Source organism: Microbacterium sp. R1, assembly GCF_015159725.1.
Classification (GTDB): domain Bacteria; phylum Actinomycetota; class Actinomycetes; order Actinomycetales; family Microbacteriaceae; genus Microbacterium; species Microbacterium oxydans.
This window is the reverse complement of the sequence record NZ_JADDUD010000005.1, coordinates 101,481-119,837: the sequence shown is the minus strand read 5'-3', so window position 1 is coordinate 119,837 and position 18,357 is coordinate 101,481. Positions and strand designations below refer to the sequence as shown.

The 18,357-nt window shown below is 68.1% G+C and carries 21 protein-coding genes; 12 read left to right on the top strand and 9 right to left on the bottom strand.

All coding sequences use genetic code 11. The features are described from left to right. Window positions 1-99 precede the first annotated feature (99 nt). The 5 genes from ILP86_RS17465 to ILP86_RS17445 are packed head-to-tail and all read left to right on the top strand — an operon-like array spanning window position 100 to window position 4,573. The gene (locus ILP86_RS17465; protein ID WP_046748924.1) at window positions 100-1,518 is read left to right on the top strand and encodes an MFS transporter; all 1,419 of its coding nucleotides are present in this window, start codon (window positions 100-102) and stop codon (window positions 1,516-1,518) included. Then, entirely contained in the window at window positions 1,515-2,300 is a 786-nt protein-coding gene (locus ILP86_RS17460) for an SDR family oxidoreductase (protein WP_046748925.1), read from the top strand. The genes ILP86_RS17465 and ILP86_RS17460 overlap by 4 nt, the downstream gene beginning before the upstream one ends. Continuing rightward, window positions 2,300-3,031, top strand: a complete 732-nt coding sequence (locus ILP86_RS17455; RefSeq protein ID WP_113681412.1) for a fumarylacetoacetate hydrolase family protein — start codon at window positions 2,300-2,302, stop codon at window positions 3,029-3,031. Before ILP86_RS17460 ends, ILP86_RS17455 begins: the two co-directional genes overlap by 1 nt. A gap of 16 nt (window positions 3,032-3,047) precedes the next feature. Continuing rightward, the gene (locus ILP86_RS17450) at window positions 3,048-4,085 is read left to right on the top strand and encodes an alcohol dehydrogenase catalytic domain-containing protein (RefSeq protein ID WP_058632434.1); all 1,038 of its coding nucleotides are present in this window, start codon (window positions 3,048-3,050) and stop codon (window positions 4,083-4,085) included. After that, complete coding sequence (locus tag ILP86_RS17445; protein WP_113681865.1) at window positions 4,082-4,573, top strand: gluconokinase; 492 nt, start codon at window positions 4,082-4,084, stop codon at window positions 4,571-4,573. The genes ILP86_RS17450 and ILP86_RS17445 overlap by 4 nt, the downstream gene beginning before the upstream one ends. A gap of 15 nt (window positions 4,574-4,588) precedes the next feature. Here the strand turns inward: ILP86_RS17445 and ILP86_RS19845 are convergent, their stop codons facing one another. Continuing rightward, window positions 4,589-4,714 (bottom strand): hypothetical protein, encoded by a 126-nt coding sequence (locus ILP86_RS19845; RefSeq protein ID WP_017828452.1) that lies wholly within the window; start codon window positions 4,712-4,714, stop codon window positions 4,589-4,591. A gap of 223 nt (window positions 4,715-4,937) precedes the next feature. Here ILP86_RS19845 and ILP86_RS17440 point away from each other — a divergent pair, with 223 nt between their 5' ends. Next, window positions 4,938-5,552 carry a 50S ribosomal protein L25/general stress protein Ctc gene (locus tag ILP86_RS17440; protein ID WP_046748929.1) on the top strand — a complete coding sequence of 205 codons (615 nt, stop codon included), beginning with the start codon at window positions 4,938-4,940 and terminating at the stop codon, window positions 5,550-5,552. A gap of 101 nt (window positions 5,553-5,653) precedes the next feature. Beyond that, the gene (gene pth / locus ILP86_RS17435; RefSeq protein ID WP_046748930.1) at window positions 5,654-6,235 is read left to right on the top strand and encodes an aminoacyl-tRNA hydrolase; all 582 of its coding nucleotides are present in this window, start codon (window positions 5,654-5,656) and stop codon (window positions 6,233-6,235) included. Window positions 6,236-6,262: 27 nt separating this feature from the next. On the opposite strand, the gene ILP86_RS17430 is transcribed toward pth, so the two are convergent. Further along, entirely contained in the window at window positions 6,263-6,964 is a 702-nt protein-coding gene (locus tag ILP86_RS17430; RefSeq protein WP_374706398.1) for a hypothetical protein, read from the bottom strand. Window positions 6,965-6,977: 13 nt separating this feature from the next. Next, on the bottom strand, window positions 6,978-7,982 hold the full coding sequence (gene trpS / locus ILP86_RS17425; protein WP_082108702.1) for a tryptophan--tRNA ligase: 1,005 nt from the start codon (window positions 7,980-7,982) through the stop codon (window positions 6,978-6,980). Window positions 7,983-8,027: 45 nt separating this feature from the next. Between trpS and ILP86_RS17420 the strand changes: the two genes are divergently transcribed. Genes ILP86_RS17420 through ILP86_RS17410 form a run of 3 tightly spaced genes read left to right on the top strand, consistent with a single transcriptional unit; the run spans window position 8,028 to window position 10,032 of the window. Then, a complete protein-coding gene (locus ILP86_RS17420) occupies window positions 8,028-8,672 on the top strand; it encodes an SRPBCC family protein (RefSeq protein WP_141370146.1) in 645 nt (214 codons plus the stop codon). Next, window positions 8,669-9,352 carry a DUF4166 domain-containing protein gene (locus tag ILP86_RS17415; protein WP_058631789.1) on the top strand — a complete coding sequence of 228 codons (684 nt, stop codon included), beginning with the start codon at window positions 8,669-8,671 and terminating at the stop codon, window positions 9,350-9,352. Before ILP86_RS17420 ends, ILP86_RS17415 begins: the two co-directional genes overlap by 4 nt. Further along, window positions 9,349-10,032, top strand: a complete 684-nt coding sequence (locus ILP86_RS17410) for a DUF4166 domain-containing protein (protein WP_193762543.1) — start codon at window positions 9,349-9,351, stop codon at window positions 10,030-10,032. Before ILP86_RS17415 ends, ILP86_RS17410 begins: the two co-directional genes overlap by 4 nt. On the opposite strand, the gene ILP86_RS17405 is transcribed toward ILP86_RS17410, so the two are convergent. The 6 genes from ILP86_RS17405 to sdhC form a co-directional block, all read right to left on the bottom strand. Then, on the bottom strand, window positions 10,026-10,865 hold the full coding sequence (locus ILP86_RS17405; RefSeq protein WP_179516118.1) for an exodeoxyribonuclease III: 840 nt from the start codon (window positions 10,863-10,865) through the stop codon (window positions 10,026-10,028). The genes ILP86_RS17410 and ILP86_RS17405 overlap by 7 nt on opposite strands. A gap of 10 nt (window positions 10,866-10,875) precedes the next feature. Next, window positions 10,876-12,084: a YihY/virulence factor BrkB family protein gene (locus ILP86_RS17400; protein WP_193762542.1), complete on the bottom strand. Its 1,209-nt coding sequence runs from the start codon at window positions 12,082-12,084 to the stop codon at window positions 10,876-10,878. A gap of 151 nt (window positions 12,085-12,235) precedes the next feature. Further along, window positions 12,236-13,003, bottom strand: coding sequence for a succinate dehydrogenase iron-sulfur subunit (locus ILP86_RS17395; protein WP_058631793.1), 768 nt, complete (start codon window positions 13,001-13,003; stop codon window positions 12,236-12,238). 2 nt (window positions 13,004-13,005) lie between these two features. Next, on the bottom strand, window positions 13,006-14,832 hold the full coding sequence (gene sdhA / locus ILP86_RS17390; protein ID WP_046748937.1) for a succinate dehydrogenase flavoprotein subunit: 1,827 nt from the start codon (window positions 14,830-14,832) through the stop codon (window positions 13,006-13,008). Between the two features lie 17 nt (window positions 14,833-14,849). Beyond that, window positions 14,850-15,299, bottom strand: a complete 450-nt coding sequence (locus tag ILP86_RS17385; RefSeq protein WP_058631794.1) for a succinate dehydrogenase hydrophobic membrane anchor subunit — start codon at window positions 15,297-15,299, stop codon at window positions 14,850-14,852. Then, a complete protein-coding gene (gene sdhC, locus ILP86_RS17380) occupies window positions 15,299-15,733 on the bottom strand; it encodes a succinate dehydrogenase, cytochrome b556 subunit (RefSeq protein WP_072591539.1) in 435 nt (144 codons plus the stop codon). Before sdhC ends, ILP86_RS17385 begins: the two co-directional genes overlap by 1 nt. A 151-nt stretch (window positions 15,734-15,884) precedes the next feature. On the opposite strand from sdhC, the gene ILP86_RS17375 reads away from it, so the two are divergent. Both ILP86_RS17375 and ILP86_RS17370 read left to right on the top strand, forming a co-directional pair. After that, the gene (locus ILP86_RS17375) at window positions 15,885-17,000 is read left to right on the top strand and encodes a mannose-1-phosphate guanylyltransferase (protein WP_113681701.1); all 1,116 of its coding nucleotides are present in this window, start codon (window positions 15,885-15,887) and stop codon (window positions 16,998-17,000) included. A gap of 160 nt (window positions 17,001-17,160) precedes the next feature. Then, entirely contained in the window at window positions 17,161-18,282 is a 1,122-nt protein-coding gene (locus ILP86_RS17370) for a BMP family protein (protein WP_058631796.1), read from the top strand. Window positions 18,283-18,357: the final 75 nt, after the last annotated feature.

Here is an 18,357-nt window from a genome sequence, read left to right as displayed (position 1 = left end):
TGCGCGAGAAAGCGGGCCACAACCCGTCCAAAGGGTTGAACGGAATTCAACAGGCTGGTACAGTCGTCATCACGCCGCAGGCGAAGCCGATCGAAGGAGATGGCCGTGACAGACCCCCGCACCTCAGCCCGAGCAGCGTCGGACGACCCGGAATACGCGGCGAATCTGCGCCGCGCGACGCTCGCGTCGAGCATCGGCAGCGCGCTGGAGTACTTCGACTTCGCGCTCTACGGCCTCTCGACCGCCCTGATCTTCAACGTCCTGTTCTTCCCCCAGGACGACCCGGCCATGGCGACGGTCGCCGCGTTCGCGACCTTCGGCGTCGGATTCCTGGCGCGTCCGTTCGGTGGACTGTTCTTCGGTGTCCTGGGCGACAAGCTGGGACGCAAGTGGGTGCTGGTCGCGACCATCGTGCTGATGGGTGGAGCCTCCACGGCGATCGGGTTGCTTCCCACGTACGCCGCGATCGGCGTGTGGGCGCCGATCCTGCTGGTGCTGATGCGACTGCTGCAGGGCTTCGGTGCCGGTGCAGAGCAGGCAGGGGCGACCGTGCTGATGGCCGAGTACGCGCCGGTGAAGCGCCGCGGCTTCTTCTCGGCTCTTCCGTTCGTCGGCATCCAGGCGGGCACGCTGCTCGCCGCGGTCGTCTTCGGCCTGATCACCCTGCTCCCCGAGGACCAGCTGCTGAGCTGGGGATGGCGCGTGCCGTTCCTCGCCTCCTTCGCGCTGATCCTGCTGGCGCTGTTCATCCGGATGCGGCTGCGGGAGACGCCGACGTTCGTCGAACTCGAGAAGCACGAGCAGATCGCCGATCGTCCGATCCGGGAGATCTTCACGCATGGTCTCCCCGGCGTGATCGTGGGCGTCGGGCTGCGCATGGCGGAGAACGGCGGCTCGTACATGTTCCAGACGCTCGGCCTCGCCTTCTTCGTGACGGTGGTCGGCGACACCGCCGACAAGAGCCTGCTCACCTGGGGCGTCACCCTCGGCTCGCTGATCGGCGTCTTCTCCGTGCCGTTCACAGGGCACCTGTCCGACCGCTTCGGCCGCCGCACGGTGTACCGGTTCGGTGCGGTCTTCATGCTCGTCTACACGTTCCCCGCATGGTGGCTCCTGTCGCTCGGGAACTACGCCATCGCGATCGGTGTGATCGCGATCGGCATCGGCGTGGCGGTGAACAGCATGCTCGGACCGCAGTGCGCCATGCTCCCCGAACTCTTCGGGAACCGTCACCGGTACCTCGGCGTCGCCATGGCCCGCGAGATCTCCGCCGTGCTCGCCGGCGGCCTCGCCGGTGTCCTCGGCGCGTACCTGATCGCGGTCAGCGACGGCAACTGGGTGCTGCTGGCCATCTACATGGCGGTGCTCGCTCTCATCACGACCGCATCGACGTTCCTCGCTCCCGAGACCCTCCGTCGCGACCTCACCCGCGTCGACGACGCGATCAAGGTCTCGCGCGCCGAGGCCGGCGACGACGTGTTCGCCACCACCGTCTCGATCAAGGCCGTGGGGCGATGACGGCATTGCCTGCGGGACTGGCCGCCTTCGATCTCACGGGGCGGACGGCGCTGGTCACCGGGTCGAGCCAGGGCATCGGGAAGACGCTCGCCGCGGGGCTGGCCGGAGCCGGAGCGACCGTCGTCGTGCACGGGCGCGATGCGGCGAAGGCGCACGCGTCGGCGAGGGAGATCTCCCGCACGACCGGGGCCGACGTGCACAGCGTCGTCTTCGACGTGACCGATGCTGCAGCGGTCGACGAGGGCATGAACGCGGTCGAACGGCTGGTCGGCGCCCCTGACATCCTCGTCAACAACGCCGGTGTCCAACGACGCGCGCCCATCGCCGAGTTCGCGGACGAGGACTGGGATGCACTCGTGCAGACCAACCTGTCCAGCGTCTTCCACCTGTCACGTCGGGTCTCCGCCGGGATGATCGCGCGCGGTTCGGGCAAGATCATCCAGATCGGCAGTGTCCAATCTCAGCTCGCCCGTCCCTCGATAGCGGCGTATGCGGCGACCAAGGGCGCGATCGTGATGTTCACGAAGGGCCTGTGCGCCGACCTCGCCCCGCACGGCATCCAGGCCAACGCGATCGCCCCCGGGTACTTCGCCACCGAGCTCACGAAGGCGCTCGTCGCCGACGAGCAGTTCTCGGACTGGGTTCGCGGACGGACCCCCGCCGGTCGGTGGGGAGACACCGAGGATCTCGTCGGCGCTCTGCTGTTCCTTGCGAGCTCCGCGAGCGACTTCGTCAACGGGCAGACGCTGTTCGTCGACGGCGGCATGACGGCGGTCGTCTGATGCGCATCGGTCGCGTCGCCGCACCCGGTGGCCCCGTGTGGGTGCGGGACGGCATCCACGGCCCGGTGCCGATCACCGACCCCTTCGCGGCCTTCGCCGGCGGGACCGAGCCGGGAGACATCGGCGAGACCGTCGAGGGGACCGTCATCGCGCCGGTGGATCCGGTCGTCATCATCGGCATCGCCCAGAACGGCCCTGACCACGCCTCGCCGGTGCAGGCGTGGCTCAAGAGCCCGCGCACCGTGGTCGGCAGCGGGGTGACGGTGACGCTGCGCCGCGACGCCGGTGCACAGGTGGCTGAGGGCGAGATCGCCGTCGTGATCGGACGCCCGACCGCAGGGCTGACGGCGCAGAACGCGCAGGAGTACGTCCTCGGCGTCACCGCCGTGAACGACCTCTCCAGTCCCGAGCGTGCCGAGGTCGACCCGCGCAACTTCGAGTCGAAGTCGGGGGAGGGCTACACCCCGCTGGGTCCCTGGATCGACACCGACGCAGGCATCGACGATGTGACGCTCGAGGTGGCGATCGACGGTCGCCGCGTCGCCGCCACCGGGAGCACTCAGCTGCCGATGTCGATCCGGGAATGCCTCGCGTATGTGGCCGCGTGGTCACCGCTGGGTCCCGGGGACGTCATCATGACCGGCGCGCCGCACTCCCAGGCGGTCGTGGCGCCAGGACAGACCGTGACCGTCGACGTGGCGGGCATCCGATTGGTCACGCCCTTCGTGTGACCGGGGAAGGAGCGCGGTGGAGAACCTCGCTGTGGTGGCGCATGCCGCCGACGATCTGCGGATCGAAGACATCGGTGCGCCGATGGCCCGACCGGACGAGGCCGTGGTCGACGTGGCCTTCGGGGGCGTCTGCGGGTCAGACCTCCACTACTGGCGGCACGGAGCCGCCGGGGCCTCCGTGCTGCGGGAGCCGATGATCCTCGGGCACGAGGTGTCCGGTGTCGTGACGGTCGCCGCAGCCGACGGCTCGGGGCCGGCAGTCGGCACGCCCGTGGCCGTCCACCCGCTCACCGCGCACGGGGACGGGCGCACACCCTGGCCGGCCGAGCATCCCAACCTCGCACCGGCATCGACGTATCTCGGGTCGGCGATGCACCTGCCTCATACTCAGGGGGCCTTCGCCCGTCGCGTGGCGCTCCCCGCGCGGATGCTGCACGCTCTCCCCACCGGCCTCGATCTGCGCACGGCGGCGTTGGCCGAACCTGCCGCGGTCGCCTGGCACGGTGTGCGGCGAGCCGGCGACGTCCGAGGTCGCAGCGTCGTGGTCATCGGCGCCGGACCCATCGGCCAACTCGTCGCGGCCGTCGCCCAGCGGGAGGGGGCCACCTCCGTGACGGTCACCGATCTGCAGCAGCTGCCGCGGGAGATCGCCGAAGCGCGTGGCATCCGGTCGATCGACGCCAGGGCGGAGAGCGAGATCTCCGAGCTGCACGCCGATGTCGTGATCGAATCCAGCGGCACCGTCCCCGGTCTCGCGGCCGCCGTCTCCGCCGCCGTCCGCGGGGGCGTGGTGGTGATGCTGGGGCTGCAGCGTGGGGGCGACGTGCCCGCGCCGATGGCCACCGCGATCACGCGCGAACTCACCCTGCGCGGATCGTTCCGCTTCGGGGCGGAGTTCGACGAGGTCATCGCCGCTCTCGCCGACGGCAGCCTCGACGTGCGCGGTATCATCAGCCACGTGCTGCCGGTCGACGATGCGCTCGAGGCGTTCGCACGGGCCGCCGACCCTGCGAGCTCCTGCAAGGTGCTCATCGACTTCGGAAGAGGCGCATGAGCGTGCGCATCGTGGTGATGGGTCCGAGTGGCTCCGGCAAGTCGACGGTGGGCGCGTTCCTGGCCGACTCTCTCGGAGCGCGGTTCATCGACGGCGATGACCTGCATCCGCCGGAGAACGTCGGCAAGATGGCCGCTGGAGTTCCGCTGGACGATGCGGATCGACAGCCCTGGCTCCGCCTCGTCGGGAAGACCCTCCAGGCGGAGGAGCGCGTCGTCGTCGCGTGCTCAGCCCTTCGACGCGTCTATCGCGACCTCATCAGAGACGAGGCGCCGGAGGCATTCTTCGCCGAACTGGCGATCGGTCGCGACGTCCTCGAGGAGCGGATGCGCCTGCGCGTGGATCACTTCATGCCGGCCGCACTGCTGGATTCCCAGCTGCAGACCCTCGAGTCGCTCGATGCAGACGAAGAGGGCATAAGCATCGGCGCGGAGGCGGATGTGCGGACCGCGTCCGCGCTGATCGCCGCGGCGGTGGGGCAGCGCTAGCGCCGCTGTCGCTCGTCAGTCCTTGCGGTAGCCCGAGCGGCCCATCGCGAACAGCGCGATGAACGAGGTGACGGCCGCGCACACGGTCATGGCGCCGATCAGCCAGAGGAGTGCGTGCGAGAGGAAGGCGCCGTCGAGCATGGGGGTTCTCCGTGTTCTGCAGAAAAAGGACCGGTGTCCTCAGCCTATCGGGTCATCCGGTACCATTGAGGCTGTACCTCGGCGAGGGATGCTTCTGCGCGTGCGCGAACATCCGTTATCGACGCGGCGAAGCAAGCCCGGTGGCTTTCCTCCTGCGTCAGCGAGTTCGAAAATTCCAAGACCACCGCGCGGCGCCTTCGCTGCGTGCCCCGAAGGAGAACCCATGTCTGAAGACACCAAGGTCCAGGCCGAGCTCCGCGAGAGCTTCGGCAAGGGCTTCGCCCGCCGCCTCCGCGCCGCCGGCAAGATCCCCGCCGTCATCTACGGTCACGGCACGGAGCCGGTGCACGTCGCACTCCCCGGCCACCAGGTCTCGCTCATCCTGCGCCGCGCGAACGCGCTGCTCGAGCTCGACATCGAGGGCAAGTCCCAGCTCGCTCTGGTCAAGGACGTGCAGAAGGACCCGGTGCACCAGATCATCGAGCACATCGACCTGCTCGTCGTGAAGAAGGGCGAGAAGGTCGCCATCGACGTCCCGATCATCGTCACGGGCGAGTCGGCTCCCGGTACGATCGCGAACCTCGACGCCACCACCGTGTCGATCGAGGCCGAGGCCACGCACATCCCCCAGAACATCGAGGTCTCGGTCGAGGGCCTGGAAGAGGGCGCGCACATCACCGCCGCCGACGTGCAGCTCCCCAAGGGCTCCACGCTGCTCTCCGACCCCGAGGTGCTCGTCGTCGCGATCTCCGTGCCCGCCGCACCCGCGGAAGAGGACGAGGCGGAGACCGAAGGCGAGTCCGCCGATGAGGCGACCGAAGAGGCCGCCGCGGAGTGATCTCCGACTGATTCATCACAGAGGGGACGCGATCCGATCGCGTCCCCTCTGTCGTATCCTGACCGGGATGCTGCAGCCCCGGACAGGGAGAGGACGAGGACATGCCATCGACCTGGCTCGTGGTGGGGCTCGGCAACCCCGGCCCGCGGTATGAGAGCACTCGGCACAACATCGGACAGATGGTCGTCGATGAGCTCGCCTCGCGGCGTTCCGAGGCGTTCCGCGAGCACAAGGGGGGAGCGCGCGTCGTCGAGACCTGGCTGCGCCCTGGCGCGGACAAGCTGGTGCTCGCCAAGCCCAACACGTTCATGAACGTCTCGGGCACGCCGGTGGCGGCTCTGGCGCGGTTCTACTCGGTCCCCACCGAGCAGGTGGTCGTCGTGCACGACGAGCTCGACATCCCGTTCGACACCGTCAAGCTCAAGACGGGCGGCGGGCACGGAGGGCACAACGGTGTGCGCGACGTCGCCAGAGCGCTGGGCACGGCGGATTTCCCGCGCGTGCGAGTCGGCATCGGTCGTCCGATCGGGCGTCAGGATCCTGCGGACTGGGTGCTGGCACCCTTCGGCAAGGAAGAGCGGCCGAACCTGCCGATCCTCGTCTCGGATGCCGCCGATGCGGTCGAGCTGCTGGTCGACGAAGGACTCCTGGCGGCGCAGCAGAAACACCACGCGCCGCGCTGACGCGGCAGCCGCTTACCGGCCGTGCGGTCAGGCCGAGAAGTTCGACATCCCCGCAGCGGCGCCGGTCGTGAGAGCCACCACCAGTGCGATGAAGAAGATCACCGACGCCAGGACCGCCACCACGAGAGCGGCGATTCCTGCACCCCGGCCACGCTTCTTGGCGATCGCGATGATGCCGAGGACGATCGCGGCGACGCCGACGAGGGTCCCGAGCCAGAACGAGAGCTCCGCCCAGAGCACCTGATCCCGGACCGGGGTCAGCACCCGGAGGTCATCGGCGGTGACCGATGCGCCGTTGGGCAGATACCGACCGATCTCGAACGCGCTGACGCTGACGACGATCGCCGGCACGACCGCCGCGACGAGAGCGAAGACCAGGGCGAGCGTCCCGAAGAGCCGCGAGGACGAGGGAGCCGGTGCGGTGGGCACCTGGTAGGCGCCGGAGGGAGCCGTGTAGCCGCCGACGGGCACCTGGTAGGCGCCGGGAGGGGCTGCGGGGTAGCCGGGGGCCGGGGCCGCGGGGTAGCCGGCCGGTGCTGCCGGGGGATACGCGGGAGCCGCGGGAGGATACGTCGAAGCCGCCGGAGGATATGCGGGTGCGGCCGGCGGCGGGAACGCGCCGGCCGGGAAGCCCGTTGCCGGAGGCGCCGGCACCGCGGGCGGCGCAGGCGGATCGGAGGGCACGGCGCCGGACGGGGGAGGCAGCTGCGGATCGGTCACGACCCCCATCCTAAGGCGAGCGTCAGACGCGCCGGAGCAGACCCACCCGGTCGTACACGTTCGAGAGCGTCTCGTCGGCGACGGCGTCGGCGCGTGCGGCGTTCTCGGCGAGGATGCGGTCGAGCTCCGCGGGGTCGTCGAGCAGCTCCAGAGCGCGCGCGCGCACCGGCTCGAACTCGTTCACGACGACCTCGGCGAGACCCTTCTTGAAATCGCCGTAGCCACGACCGGCGTACTCGTCCTCGATCGCCGGGATCTGGCGTCCGGTCAGCGCCGCGTAGATGGTCAGCAGATTCGAGACACCGGGCTTGTTCTCGCGGTCGAAGCGCACCGAGCCCTCGTTGTCGGTCACCGCGCGCATGACCTTCTTCGCCGACTTCGCCGGGTCGTCGAGCATCCACAGCACGCCGGCGTCGCTCTCGGCCGACTTCGACATCTTGGACGTCGGGTTCTGCAGGTCGTAGATGCGCGCCGTCTCCTTCTGGATGACCGGCATCGGAACGGTGAAGGTCTCTCCGAACCGCGAGTTGAAGCGCTCGGCGAGATCGCGCGTGAGCTCCACATGCTGCTTCTGGTCATCGCCGACCGGCACGACGTCGGTCTGGTAGAGCAGGATGTCGGCGGCCATGAGCACCGGATACGTGAACAGTCCCACGCTCGTCGAGTCGGCTCCGTAGCGCGACGACTTGTCCTTGAACTGCGTCATCCGCCCGGCCTCTCCGAAGCCGGTGATGGTGCTCAGGATCCACGCCAGCTCGGCATGCGCGCGCACATGGGACTGCACGTACAGGGTCGACAGCGACGGCTCGATGCCCGCGGCGATGTACTGCGCAGCGGTGCGGCGCGTCTTCTCGCGGAGCTCTGCCGGGTCCTGGGCCACCGTAATCGCGTGCAGGTCGACGACCGAGAAGTAGGCGTCGTAGGAGGTCTGCAGGTCCCGCCACTGGAGCAGCGCGCCGATGTAGTTGCCGATCTGGAGGGAGTCGGCGGAGGGCTGCATTCCGGAGTAAAGGCGAGGTCTCGTCACGGGATCAATCCTATGCGGTTCGTGCGGTGCCCCTACGATGGGCGCATGGCCTCCGCATCTCCCCGTCAACGGTCGCGGAAGGATCGGGCCCTCTACGTCGAGGTGCTGATCCGGGCTCCCCTGGACGAGGTGTGGCGGCTCACCCAGGACCCGGCTTCGCACGTGCGATGGGATGCGCGTTTCACGGACATCGCGCCGCAGCGCACCAGGGCGGACGGAGCACAGGAGTTCCGATACGAGCTCGATCTCCGGCTGCACACCATCCGCGGGACCGGCATCTCGCTGGCGACGAAGGAGAGCGCTGCGGGGGAGCGCACCTCCGCGTTGCTTTTCGATACCGAAGACGCGTTCTCGCCCCTGGGCACAGGGCGCGGATACTGGCGGTACGTGCCGACAGAGGACGGCGTGCGGTTCCTCACGGGCTACGACTACGCCCCAGGATGGGGCTGGATCGGACGAGCGCTCGATCCGCTCATCACCCGACGCTTCGTCTGGTGGCTGACCGCGAGGAGCTTCGACCGTCTCCGGCTGTGGGCAGAGGCGGGGATCCCGCCCGAGCAGACGAGTGGATGGAGGTCGTTGCGCCGAGGCCGACGTCCCCGTGCCCGCAATTGCCTCTCGCGCCCGCCCCGACATGGCGGACGCACCATCATGCAGGACGCGCCCGAGTCGCTCGAGGCCATCGGATGAGCGCGGGGCGGGGGATCTTCGAGCGTGCGCTGGGAGACGATTTCGCCCGGCTCCACCCCCAGCTGCAGCGACGATTCGGGGTCGGGGTGGATGCGGGATACGGCTGCATCGGACGCGGCGTGATGTCAGAGGTGCGTCGCGGACCGTGGTGGACGTTGCCTTTCCTGCTGGTCGGCACCTTCCGCAACATCCTGTTCCCCGAGCGCGGGAGCGAGGTGCCCTTCCGTATCGACAACCACGCGTATATCGACGACTTCGGGCGCGAGACCGTGACCTTCGTGCGGACCATGGATGTGCGGCCGGGGCGACGCCGCCGGTTCGACGCGACCATGATCTACAGCGACGCCCGCCGGAGGGTCGTCGACTACCTGGGCACCCATCAGCACCTCGCCGTCGACCTCGACCTGGAGGTGACCGACGACGGCGCACTCCTGCTCACCTCGGGCGCACAGCGCTTCTACGAGGGGCGGTTCGCCTTCCGGTTCCCGATGCTGTTCAGCGGTCGCGCCAGACTCCTCGAGCGCTACGACGATGAGCAGAAGCGGTACCTCATCGACCTGGAGATCCACAACGACGTCTTCGGGTTCCTGTTCGGCTACCGAGGCACCTTCACGTGCGAGTTCGTCGAGGGGCCGGCACCGGCGACCGTGAAGCCCTACCGCGAGGAGGTGAGGGAGTGACCGCTCGCGGTGCGGCCTTCCTGGAGGCGCTGGGCGAGGAAGCCGAGCGGCTCCACCCCGAGATCCTCGCGCAGATGCGTGTCCACGCGGATCCGGGTCGACCGGACCTCGACAGCGCCGACGGCGTGTTCACCGTCGCCGGCAGCAGGTTCGGCCGGCTCTCCGTTCTCGCTCGCCCCGTCGTCGGGCCCGGTCTGCTCGTCACCCGGCTCGCGAGGCATGTGCCGTTCCGGATCGAGACCGCATCGGCACGCACATCCTCGGGCCGGGGCGTGCTCGCCACCGTCCGCGAGTTCCGCTTCCCCGGTGCGACGCAGTATGTCAGGGATCGGCTCTTCGCGACGGGGCATCCTGGGCTGGTCCAGAACGCACTGGGCGATCGAGGCCGGGTCGAGATGCTCGAGCATTGTTCGGTGACGTCGGACGGCGCGCTGCGGATGCGCACTCGTGCCGTCCGCCTGCGGTTCGGGCGGTTGCGCATCCCGCTGCGTGGACCTCTTCGCATCGACGTCGATCTCGTCGACGGCTGGGATGAGGTCCACGGTCGTCGCACGATCGACATGCAGGCAGTGAGCCCCCTGGTGGGAACAGTGCTGGAGTATCGCGGCTGGTACCGCTACGCGCCCGGCAACGGCCACGCCGTCACGGATGGCGACGGCGTGGCCGGCTCCGATCAGTAGCGGTAGTCGACGACCACCGGCGCGTGGTCGCTCCAGCGCTGGTCGTAGGCGGCGGCGCGCGCGACGTGATAGGTCTCCACGCGCTCCGCAAGAGCGGGCGTCGCCAAGTGGTAGTCGATGCGCCACCCGGAATCGTTGTCGAACGCCTGCCCACGCATCGACCACCAGGTGTAGGGGCCGTCGACCTCCCCGTGGAATGCCCGGCCGACGTCGATCCAGCCGAGGCCGGTGCCGACGGTGCCGTCGACACCCGAGACCTCCGTACCCGCCTCTCCGAGGAACCGGTCGAAGTAGGCGCGCTCGCGGGGCAGGAAGCCCGCCTTCTTGCGATTGCCGCGCCAGTTCTTGATGTCGAGCTCACGGTGGCCGACGTTGAGGTCACCGGTGACGAGCGCCAGCGCACCTTCGGTGTTGAGCTCGCCGAGACGGGTGCCGAAGGCGTCGAGGAACTTCCACTTCTCATCCTGCTTGGGCGTGTCGGCCTCTCCGGAGTGCACGTACGCGCTCACGACGGTGAGGGGGCGGTCGCCGATCAGGTAGTCGGCCTCGATCCAGCGGCCCTTGGAGTCGAAGTCGTCGGGGCCGAAATCGGTGCGCGAGGCGAGCGCGGGCGTGCGGCTGGCGATGGCGACGCCTGCCCGTCCCTTCGCGGTGGCCTCGTCGTGCACGAACGACCACCCGGGAAGCGCGGCCTCCAGATGCTCGTCCTGCCCGCGGACCTCCTGGAGTGTGAGGATGTCGACGCCCGCCTCGTCCAACCAGGAGCTCATCCCGTTGCGAGCCGCCGCTCGGATTCCGTTGACATTGACCGAGGCGATACGCAGATGAGGCATGGTCCCCAGCCTAACGAGGGTCGCCGACATCCCGTCCGGAGCGGTGGTTCAACTCGGCCAGCAGGCGTCGAGCGAGCGGTGTGCTCATGTCCGCCGGCGGGGGAGGGGAGGCCTCGAGGTCGTGAAGTTCATCCTCCGCATCGCGCAATGCCCGTCCCGCGGCCCACGCCCGATACCAGGGCGCGTCGAGTCGGGCCGCACGGGCGTCACGTACGCGGATGCGGGCGGCGGTCAGGAGGGTCTGGTACTCGGCCACGCGGCGTTCCGCTTCGGTCTGCTCCAGGAGGGGTTGATCGCGATCCTGTGCGGCGACCGCGATCCAGGACGAGGCGACCAGCATGACCACGCCGTTGATGCGGAACCAGAGCAGGAGACCGATGAAGATGGCGAACGTGGCGAGCAGCGGGTTGGAGGGCGTGTAGCTGAGGAGGAAGCCGGCACCGAACTGCAGGATCGTCATCGCTCCACCGCCCAGGAGAGCGCCGGGCCAGATCGTCCCCCAGTGCAGGGAGGTGCCGGTGAGGAAGCGGACCATCGCCGCCAGCGCGCCCGACATCAGCGCGAATGACACGATGACCGCGCCGACGCGGATCAGGATGACGCCGTTGGAACCGGAGTCCCAGCCCAGGAGGCCGAGGAGCCAGCTCAGGACGGCGGCGCTCGCGGAGCTGAGGATCGATCCGGCCACCAGCGAGGCACCGAAGATCACGGCGGCGAGGAGATCGCGCGCCTTCAGGATCACGTAGCTGCGGCGATCGGGCGGCAGGCCGAAGATGTCTCTGGTCGCGCGCCGGGAGAAGGTGACCCAGCCGATCGCCGTCCAGATCACGGTGCCCAGGGCGATCAGACCGGTGATGCTCAGCACACCGGTCGTGCTCGAGGCGATCTCCTGCACCTGCTCCGGTGTGATCACCCCGCCCTCGGGCTGGATGAGGTTCGGTATGTAGCTGTTGATCATCGCGATCAGACCGTTCACCGCGTCTTCACTGCCACCGAGCCAGAGACCGGCGATCGCGAAGGCGAGGTAGATGGCCGCGAAGATCGCGAACAGCGCCTGGTAGCTAACGCCCGCGGCGAGGAGGAACCCGTTGTGCTGGAGGAAGTGCCGCCACACGCGAACGGGGAACAGCCCGAGAGTGCGCTGAGTGAGCGCTGAGGCGCGTTCGACAGCGGCATCGAGACGACCGGACTCGGTCGTGGAGCCATCGGGATCAGCCACGGTCCCACCTTATCCAAGCGTCGTGTTCATCCCCGCCTCCGCCATCTCCACATGCGCCGTCTCAGGCAGAAACGCGAGGACAGGCGGCTCCGGAACGGAACCGCCTGTCCTCGCGTGATCGCCTGATACGGCTCGTGCGGGCGAAGCCCGGTCAGGGGCGGCCGCGCAGGACAGCCTGCTTGACCTCGGCGATGGCCTTGGTGACCTCGATGCCGCGGGGGCACGCCTCGGAGCAGTTGAAGGTCGTGCGGCAGCGCCAGACGCCTTCCTTGTCGTTGAGGATGTCGAGACGCACGGCGGCGTTGTCGTCGCGCGAGTCGAAGATGAAGCGGTGTGCGTTGACGATCGCCGCCGGGCCGAAGTACTGCCCGTCGGTCCAGAACACGGGGCACGACGAGGTGCACGCGGCGCACAGGATGCACTTGGTGGTGTCGTCGAAGATCTCGCGGTCGGCGATGGACTGCGTGCGCTCCTTGCCCTTCTCCGGAACGGAGTTCGCGACGAGGAACGGCTGCACCTCGCGGTACGAGGCGAAGAACGGCTCCATGTCGACGACGAGGTCCTTCTCCAGCGGCAGACCCTTGATGGCCTCGACGTAGATCGGCTTCGAGATGTCGAGGTCCTTGATCAGCGTCTTGCAGGCCAGACGGTTGCGTCCGTTGATGCGCATGGCGTCGGAGCCGCAGATGCCGTGGGCACAGGAGCGGCGGAAGGTCAGCGAGCCGTCGACCTCCCACTTGATCTTGTGCAGGGCGTCCAGCACGCGGTCGGTGGAGTAGAGCTCCACGTCGTAGTCGACCCAGTGCGGCTCGGAGTCGACCTCGGGGTTGAACCGGCGGATGTTGAAGGTGACGATGAAGGACTGGATGCCGGTCTCTTCGGTGGTGTCGGCAGGTGCCTCTGCGATGGCGGTCGACATGCTCAGTACTTCCTCTCCATCGGCGGGTAGTTGAACTCGCCCTGCTCGTTCTTCGTGAAGACGACGGGCTTCCAGTCGAGCTTGATGTGATCGCTCGGCGTGGACGAGTGCGGGTCGCCGGTCAGGTAGGCCATGGTGTGCTTCATGTACTTCTCGTCGTCGCGCGTCGGGAAGTCGTCGCGCATGTGTCCGCCGCGGCTCTCCTGGCGGTTCTGCGCGGCGTAGACCACGACCTCGGCGATGTCGAGCAGGAAGCCCAGCTCGACGGCCTCGAGCAGATCGGTGTTGAACCGCTTGCCCTTGTCGTCGACGTGGACGTTGAGGTAGCGATCGCGCAGTTCCTTGATGACGCCGAGCACGTGCTCGAGCGACTCGTGCGTGCGGAACACCTGCGCGCCCTTGTCCATCTCGTCCTGCAGCGTCTTGCGCAGCACCGCGATGCGTTCGGTGCCCTGGTTGTTGCGCAGACCCTCGATCATGCCGGACACGAAACCGGCCGGGTCCTCCGGCAGCGGCACGAACTCGGCGGTCTTCACATACTCGACGGCCTTGCGACCCGCGCGCTTGCCGAACACATTGATGTCGAGCAGCGAGTTGGTGCCGAGGCGGTTGGCGCCGTGCACCGAGACGCAGGCACATTCGCCGGCGGCGTACAGGCCGGGCACGACGGTGTCGTTGTCGGCGAGTACTTCGGCGTCGTTGTTCGTCGGGATGCCGCCCATCGCGTAGTGCGCGGTCGGCATCACGGGGACCGGCTCGACGACGGGGTCGACGCCCAGGTAGGTGCGGGCGAACTCGGTGATGTCCGGCAGCTTGGTCTCGAGCACCTCGGCACCGAGGTGCGTGCAGTCCAGCAGCACGTAGTCCTTGTGGGGACCGGCGCCGCGGCCCTCCGCGACCTCCTGGACCATGCAGCGCGCGACGATGTCACGTGGGGCGAGGTCCTTGATCGTCGGGGCGTAGCGCTCCATGAAGCGCTCGCCCGAGGCGTTGCGGAGGATGGCGCCTTCTCCTCGCGCTCCCTCGGTGAGGAGGATGCCGAGTCCGGCGAGGCCGGTCGGATGGAACTGGAAGAACTCCAGGTCCTCGAGCGGGAGGCCCTTGCGCCATACGATGCCGACGCCGTCGCCCGTGAGGGTGTGCGCGTTCGAGGTGGTCTTGAAGATCTTGCCGAAGCCGCCGGTCGCGAAGATCACGGCCTTGGCCTGGAAGACGTGCAGCTCGCCCGTGGCGAGGTCGTAGGCGACGACACCGGAGACCTGCGTCTTGCCGTCGGCGTCCTTCACCGTGAGGAGGTCGAGCACGTAGAACTCGTTGAAGAAGTTGATGCCGAGCTTCACGCAGTTCTGGAACAGCGTCTGCAGGATCATGTGGCCGGTGCGGTCGGCGGCGTAGCACGCGCGGCGGACCGGGGTCTTGCCGTGCTCGGCCGTGTGACCGCCGAAACGGCGCTGGTCGATCTTGCCCTCGGGGGTGCGGTTGAAGGGGAGGCCCATGTTCTCGAGGTCGATGACCGCGTCGATGGCCTCCTTCGCGAGGATCTCGGCTGCGTCCTGGTCGACGAGGTAGTCGCCGCCCTTGACGGTGTCGAAGGTGTGCCACTCCCAGGAGTCCTCCTCGACGTTCGCGAGGGCCGCCGCCATGCCGCCCTGCGCCGCACCGGTGTGCGATCGCGTCGGGTAGAGCTTGGAGATCACGGCGGTCTTCGCGCCGGGGCCGGCCTCGATGGCGGCGCGCATGCCCGCCCCACCGGCTCCCACGATCACGATGTCGAACTGGTGGTAGTGCACGCCGTCTCGGACGACGGAATCCTGCGTCTCGGTAGTCACTTCTCGTATGCCTTCTTCTAGTACCCGACGATCGCGGCGCATTCGGACCAGAGGACGCTGTCCTCGGTCACACCCAGGCACGGGTCGAACGTGAAGACCACGAGCGTGCCGAGGATGATGAGCAGGCCGGCGGCCAGCCCGAGCGCCCAGACCAGCGACTTGCGCGCCGTGCTGTTCGTCACGTAGTCGTTGACGATCGTGCGCATGCCGTTGGCGCCGTGGATGAGGGCGAGCCACAGCATGAGCACGTCCCACCACTGCCAGAACGGCGTGGCGAACTTGCCCGCGATGAACGCGAAGTCCAGTGCGTGGATGCCTTCGCCGACCATGAGGTTGACGAACAGGTGGCCGAAGATCAGCACGACGAGCACGACGCCCGAGACGCGCATGAAGATCCAGCCCCACTTCTCGAGGTTGACCCCGCGGCGGCGGCGGGCCGGAGCGGCGGCGACGGTCTGTGCGGACATCAGTGTCCCCCTCCGAATCCGGCGAACGCGAGCATCAGATGGCGGGGCACGAAGCCGGCCATGATGATGCCCCACACCAGCAGGACGCCCCAGAACAGCTGACGCTGGTACTTGGCGCCCTTCGACCAGAAGTCGACGGCGATGATGCGCAGACCGTTCATCGCGTGGAACACGATGCCGGCCACGAGCACGACCTCGCCGAGGGCCATGATGGGGTTCTTGTACGTGCCGATGACGGCGTTGTACGCCTCCGGCGACACCCTGATCAGCGCCGTGTCGAGCACGTGCACCAACAGGAAGAAGAAGATGGCGACTCCGGTGATGCGGTGAAGCACCCACGACCACATGCCTTCGCGACCCCGATAGAGGGTGCCGCGGGGGGTCTTTGACGTGGTTTCCGAAATCGACGGTGTCAAGCGGGCGCTTGTGGACACGGTCGTCCTCCCTGGATCGATGTGAACCGGTCGCGTGCGCTCAGGCACGCCCGATCGGTGTCCATCCTATTCCTGTCAGATCACTGGGAGCGACGAAGGGGAGCCTAAGTGTCTCGATGTCGAGATGTTCCGTGGGGCTACCCTGGGCAGGGTGAGCGCACCAATCAAGGATTTCTACGCAGTGATTCCCGCCGGCGGCATCGGCAGCAGGCTCTGGCCGTTGTCCCGAGCCGACGCTCCGAAGTTCCTGCACGATCTGACCGGCTCGGGGCATTCGCTGCTGCGCGACACCTGGGATCGGCTCATTCCGCTCGCGGGGGAGGATCGGATCGCGGTGGTCACCGGGCGTGCGCACCGTGCCGCCGTCGAGGCCGAATTGCCCGGCATCCCGGATCTGAACGTCTTTCTGGAGTCGGAGCCGCGAGAGTCCGCGGCTGCGATCGGACTCGCCGCGGCGATCCTGCACCGCCGGAATCCCGACGTGGTGATCGGCTCGTTCAGTGCGGACCATGTGATCCGGGGAACGCGCGTGTTCGAGTTCGCCGTCCGCGACGCCGTCGAGGTCGCGCGGGAGGGGTACATCTGCACGATCGGCATCACCCCGACGGAGCCGGCGATCGGGTTCGGATACATCAAGATGGGCCCGGAGCTCGTGGTCGACGGTGCACGGGAGGCCGCTCTGGTGGCGAGCTTCGTCGAGAAGCCCGACCTCGAGACGGCGAAGGAGTACATCGCCGATCGCGGCTACCTCTGGAACGCCGGCATGTTCATCGCCAAGGCCAGCGTGCTGCTGGACGAGCTCGCTGCGAACGAACCGGAGCTGCACGCCGGTCTGCTCGAGCTCGCCGAGGCCTGGGACGATCGCGAACGTCGAGGGCCGGCTGTCGATCGGATCTGGCCGCGCCTGAAGAAGATCGCCATCGACTACGCGGTCGCCGAGCCCGCCGCGCGACGTGGACGCCTCGCCGTCGTCCCCGGTCACTTCGACTGGGACGATGTGGGTGACTTCGCCTCGCTCACCAAGCTCATCACCAACGGCCGCAAGAACGACCTCGCGGTGCTCGGGCCCAAGGCGCGCGTGCTCGCAGACGGCGCGAGCGGGATTCTGGTCAGCCAGACGACACGCGTCATCAGCCTGGTCGGGGTGCAGGACATCGTCGTGGTCGACACCCCTGACGCCCTGCTCGTCACCACGGTGCAGCACGCGCAGCGGGTCAAGGGCGTCGTCGAATCGCTCAAGCTCACGGGACGCGGTGACGTGCTCTGACACGTGCTCCGATGAGCAGGTGCTCACGCTCATCGGCTGTCTTGATTTCAGCTTGGTAACCATTGGCCAGCACGTGCGGCGCCGGTGTGCACAAAAACCGAAACACTAGGTAACTTTGATCGATCCGCGATGGCCGCGGTTTCGTTGAGGGAGGCATCAGTTGACCATCTCCACCACCAAGAAGCTGCTCGGCGTCACCGTCGCCGCTGGCGTCGTCTTCGCACTCGCCGGTTGCGGCCAGGCACCGACCGACAAGCCCGCCGGCTCCGGCGAGCCGGTTGCCTCGGACTTCCTGCCCTGCCTCGTCTCCGACGCCGGCGGCTGGAACGACAAGTCGTTCAACCAGTCCGCCAAGGAGGGCATGGACAGCGCCGCCGAGGAGCTGGACATCAAGCCGCTCGAATTCGAGTCGGCCAATGACAACGACTACGCGCCGAACCTGGAGACCGCCGTCTCCGAGGGCTGCTCGCTGATCGTCTCCGTCGGCTTCAAGCTGTCGGCCGCCACGGTCGAGTCCGCGCTCGCGAACCCCGAGATCGACTACGCGATCATCGACGACTGGGCCGACAACGACTTCGACGGCAACGTCGACGCTCCGAACATCAAGCCGCTGGTCTTCGACACGGCTCAGGCCGCCTACCTCGGTGGCTACGCCGCCGCGGCATGGTCCGCGCAGAGCGGTGTGAACAAGGTCGGCACCTTCGGCGGAATGCAGATCCCGTCGGTCGCCGTGTTCATGGACGGCTACCAGCTCGGCGTCGAGAAGTACAACGAGGACAAGTCGGCCGCTGTCGAGGTCTTCGGTTGGGACGAGGCCACGCAGAAGGGCTCCTTCACCGGTGGCTTCGACGCGAACGACACCGCCAAGCAGACCGCGCAGGGCGTGCTCGACCAGGGCGTCGACGTGATCCTCCCCGTCGGCGGTCCCGTGTACCAGAGCGCCGCGGCCGCGATCGCGGACAGCGGCAAGGACACCCTGATGCTCGGTGTCGACAGCGACCTCGCCGTCGCCGACCCGCAGGTCGCCGACATCACGCTCGTCTCGATCATGAAGGCGATCGACGTGGCTGTGAAGGACGCGACCCTCGCCGCTGCGAAGGGCGAGTTCGACCCGGCTCCCTACGTGGGCACGCTCGAGAACGAGGGCGTGAAGCTCTCCGGCTTCGGCGACTTCGAGTCGCAGCTTCCCGACGGCCTGATGGACGAGCTCAAGACCCTGCAGGAGCAGATCGTCTCGGGTGACATCAAGGTGGAGTCCCCGAACTCCCCGACGGCCAAGTAGATCCGTCGCAGTTCCCGCACGGGGCGAGTGGTGAGCAGTACGCCACTCGCCCCGTGCCGTGGGCGGACGACGAAT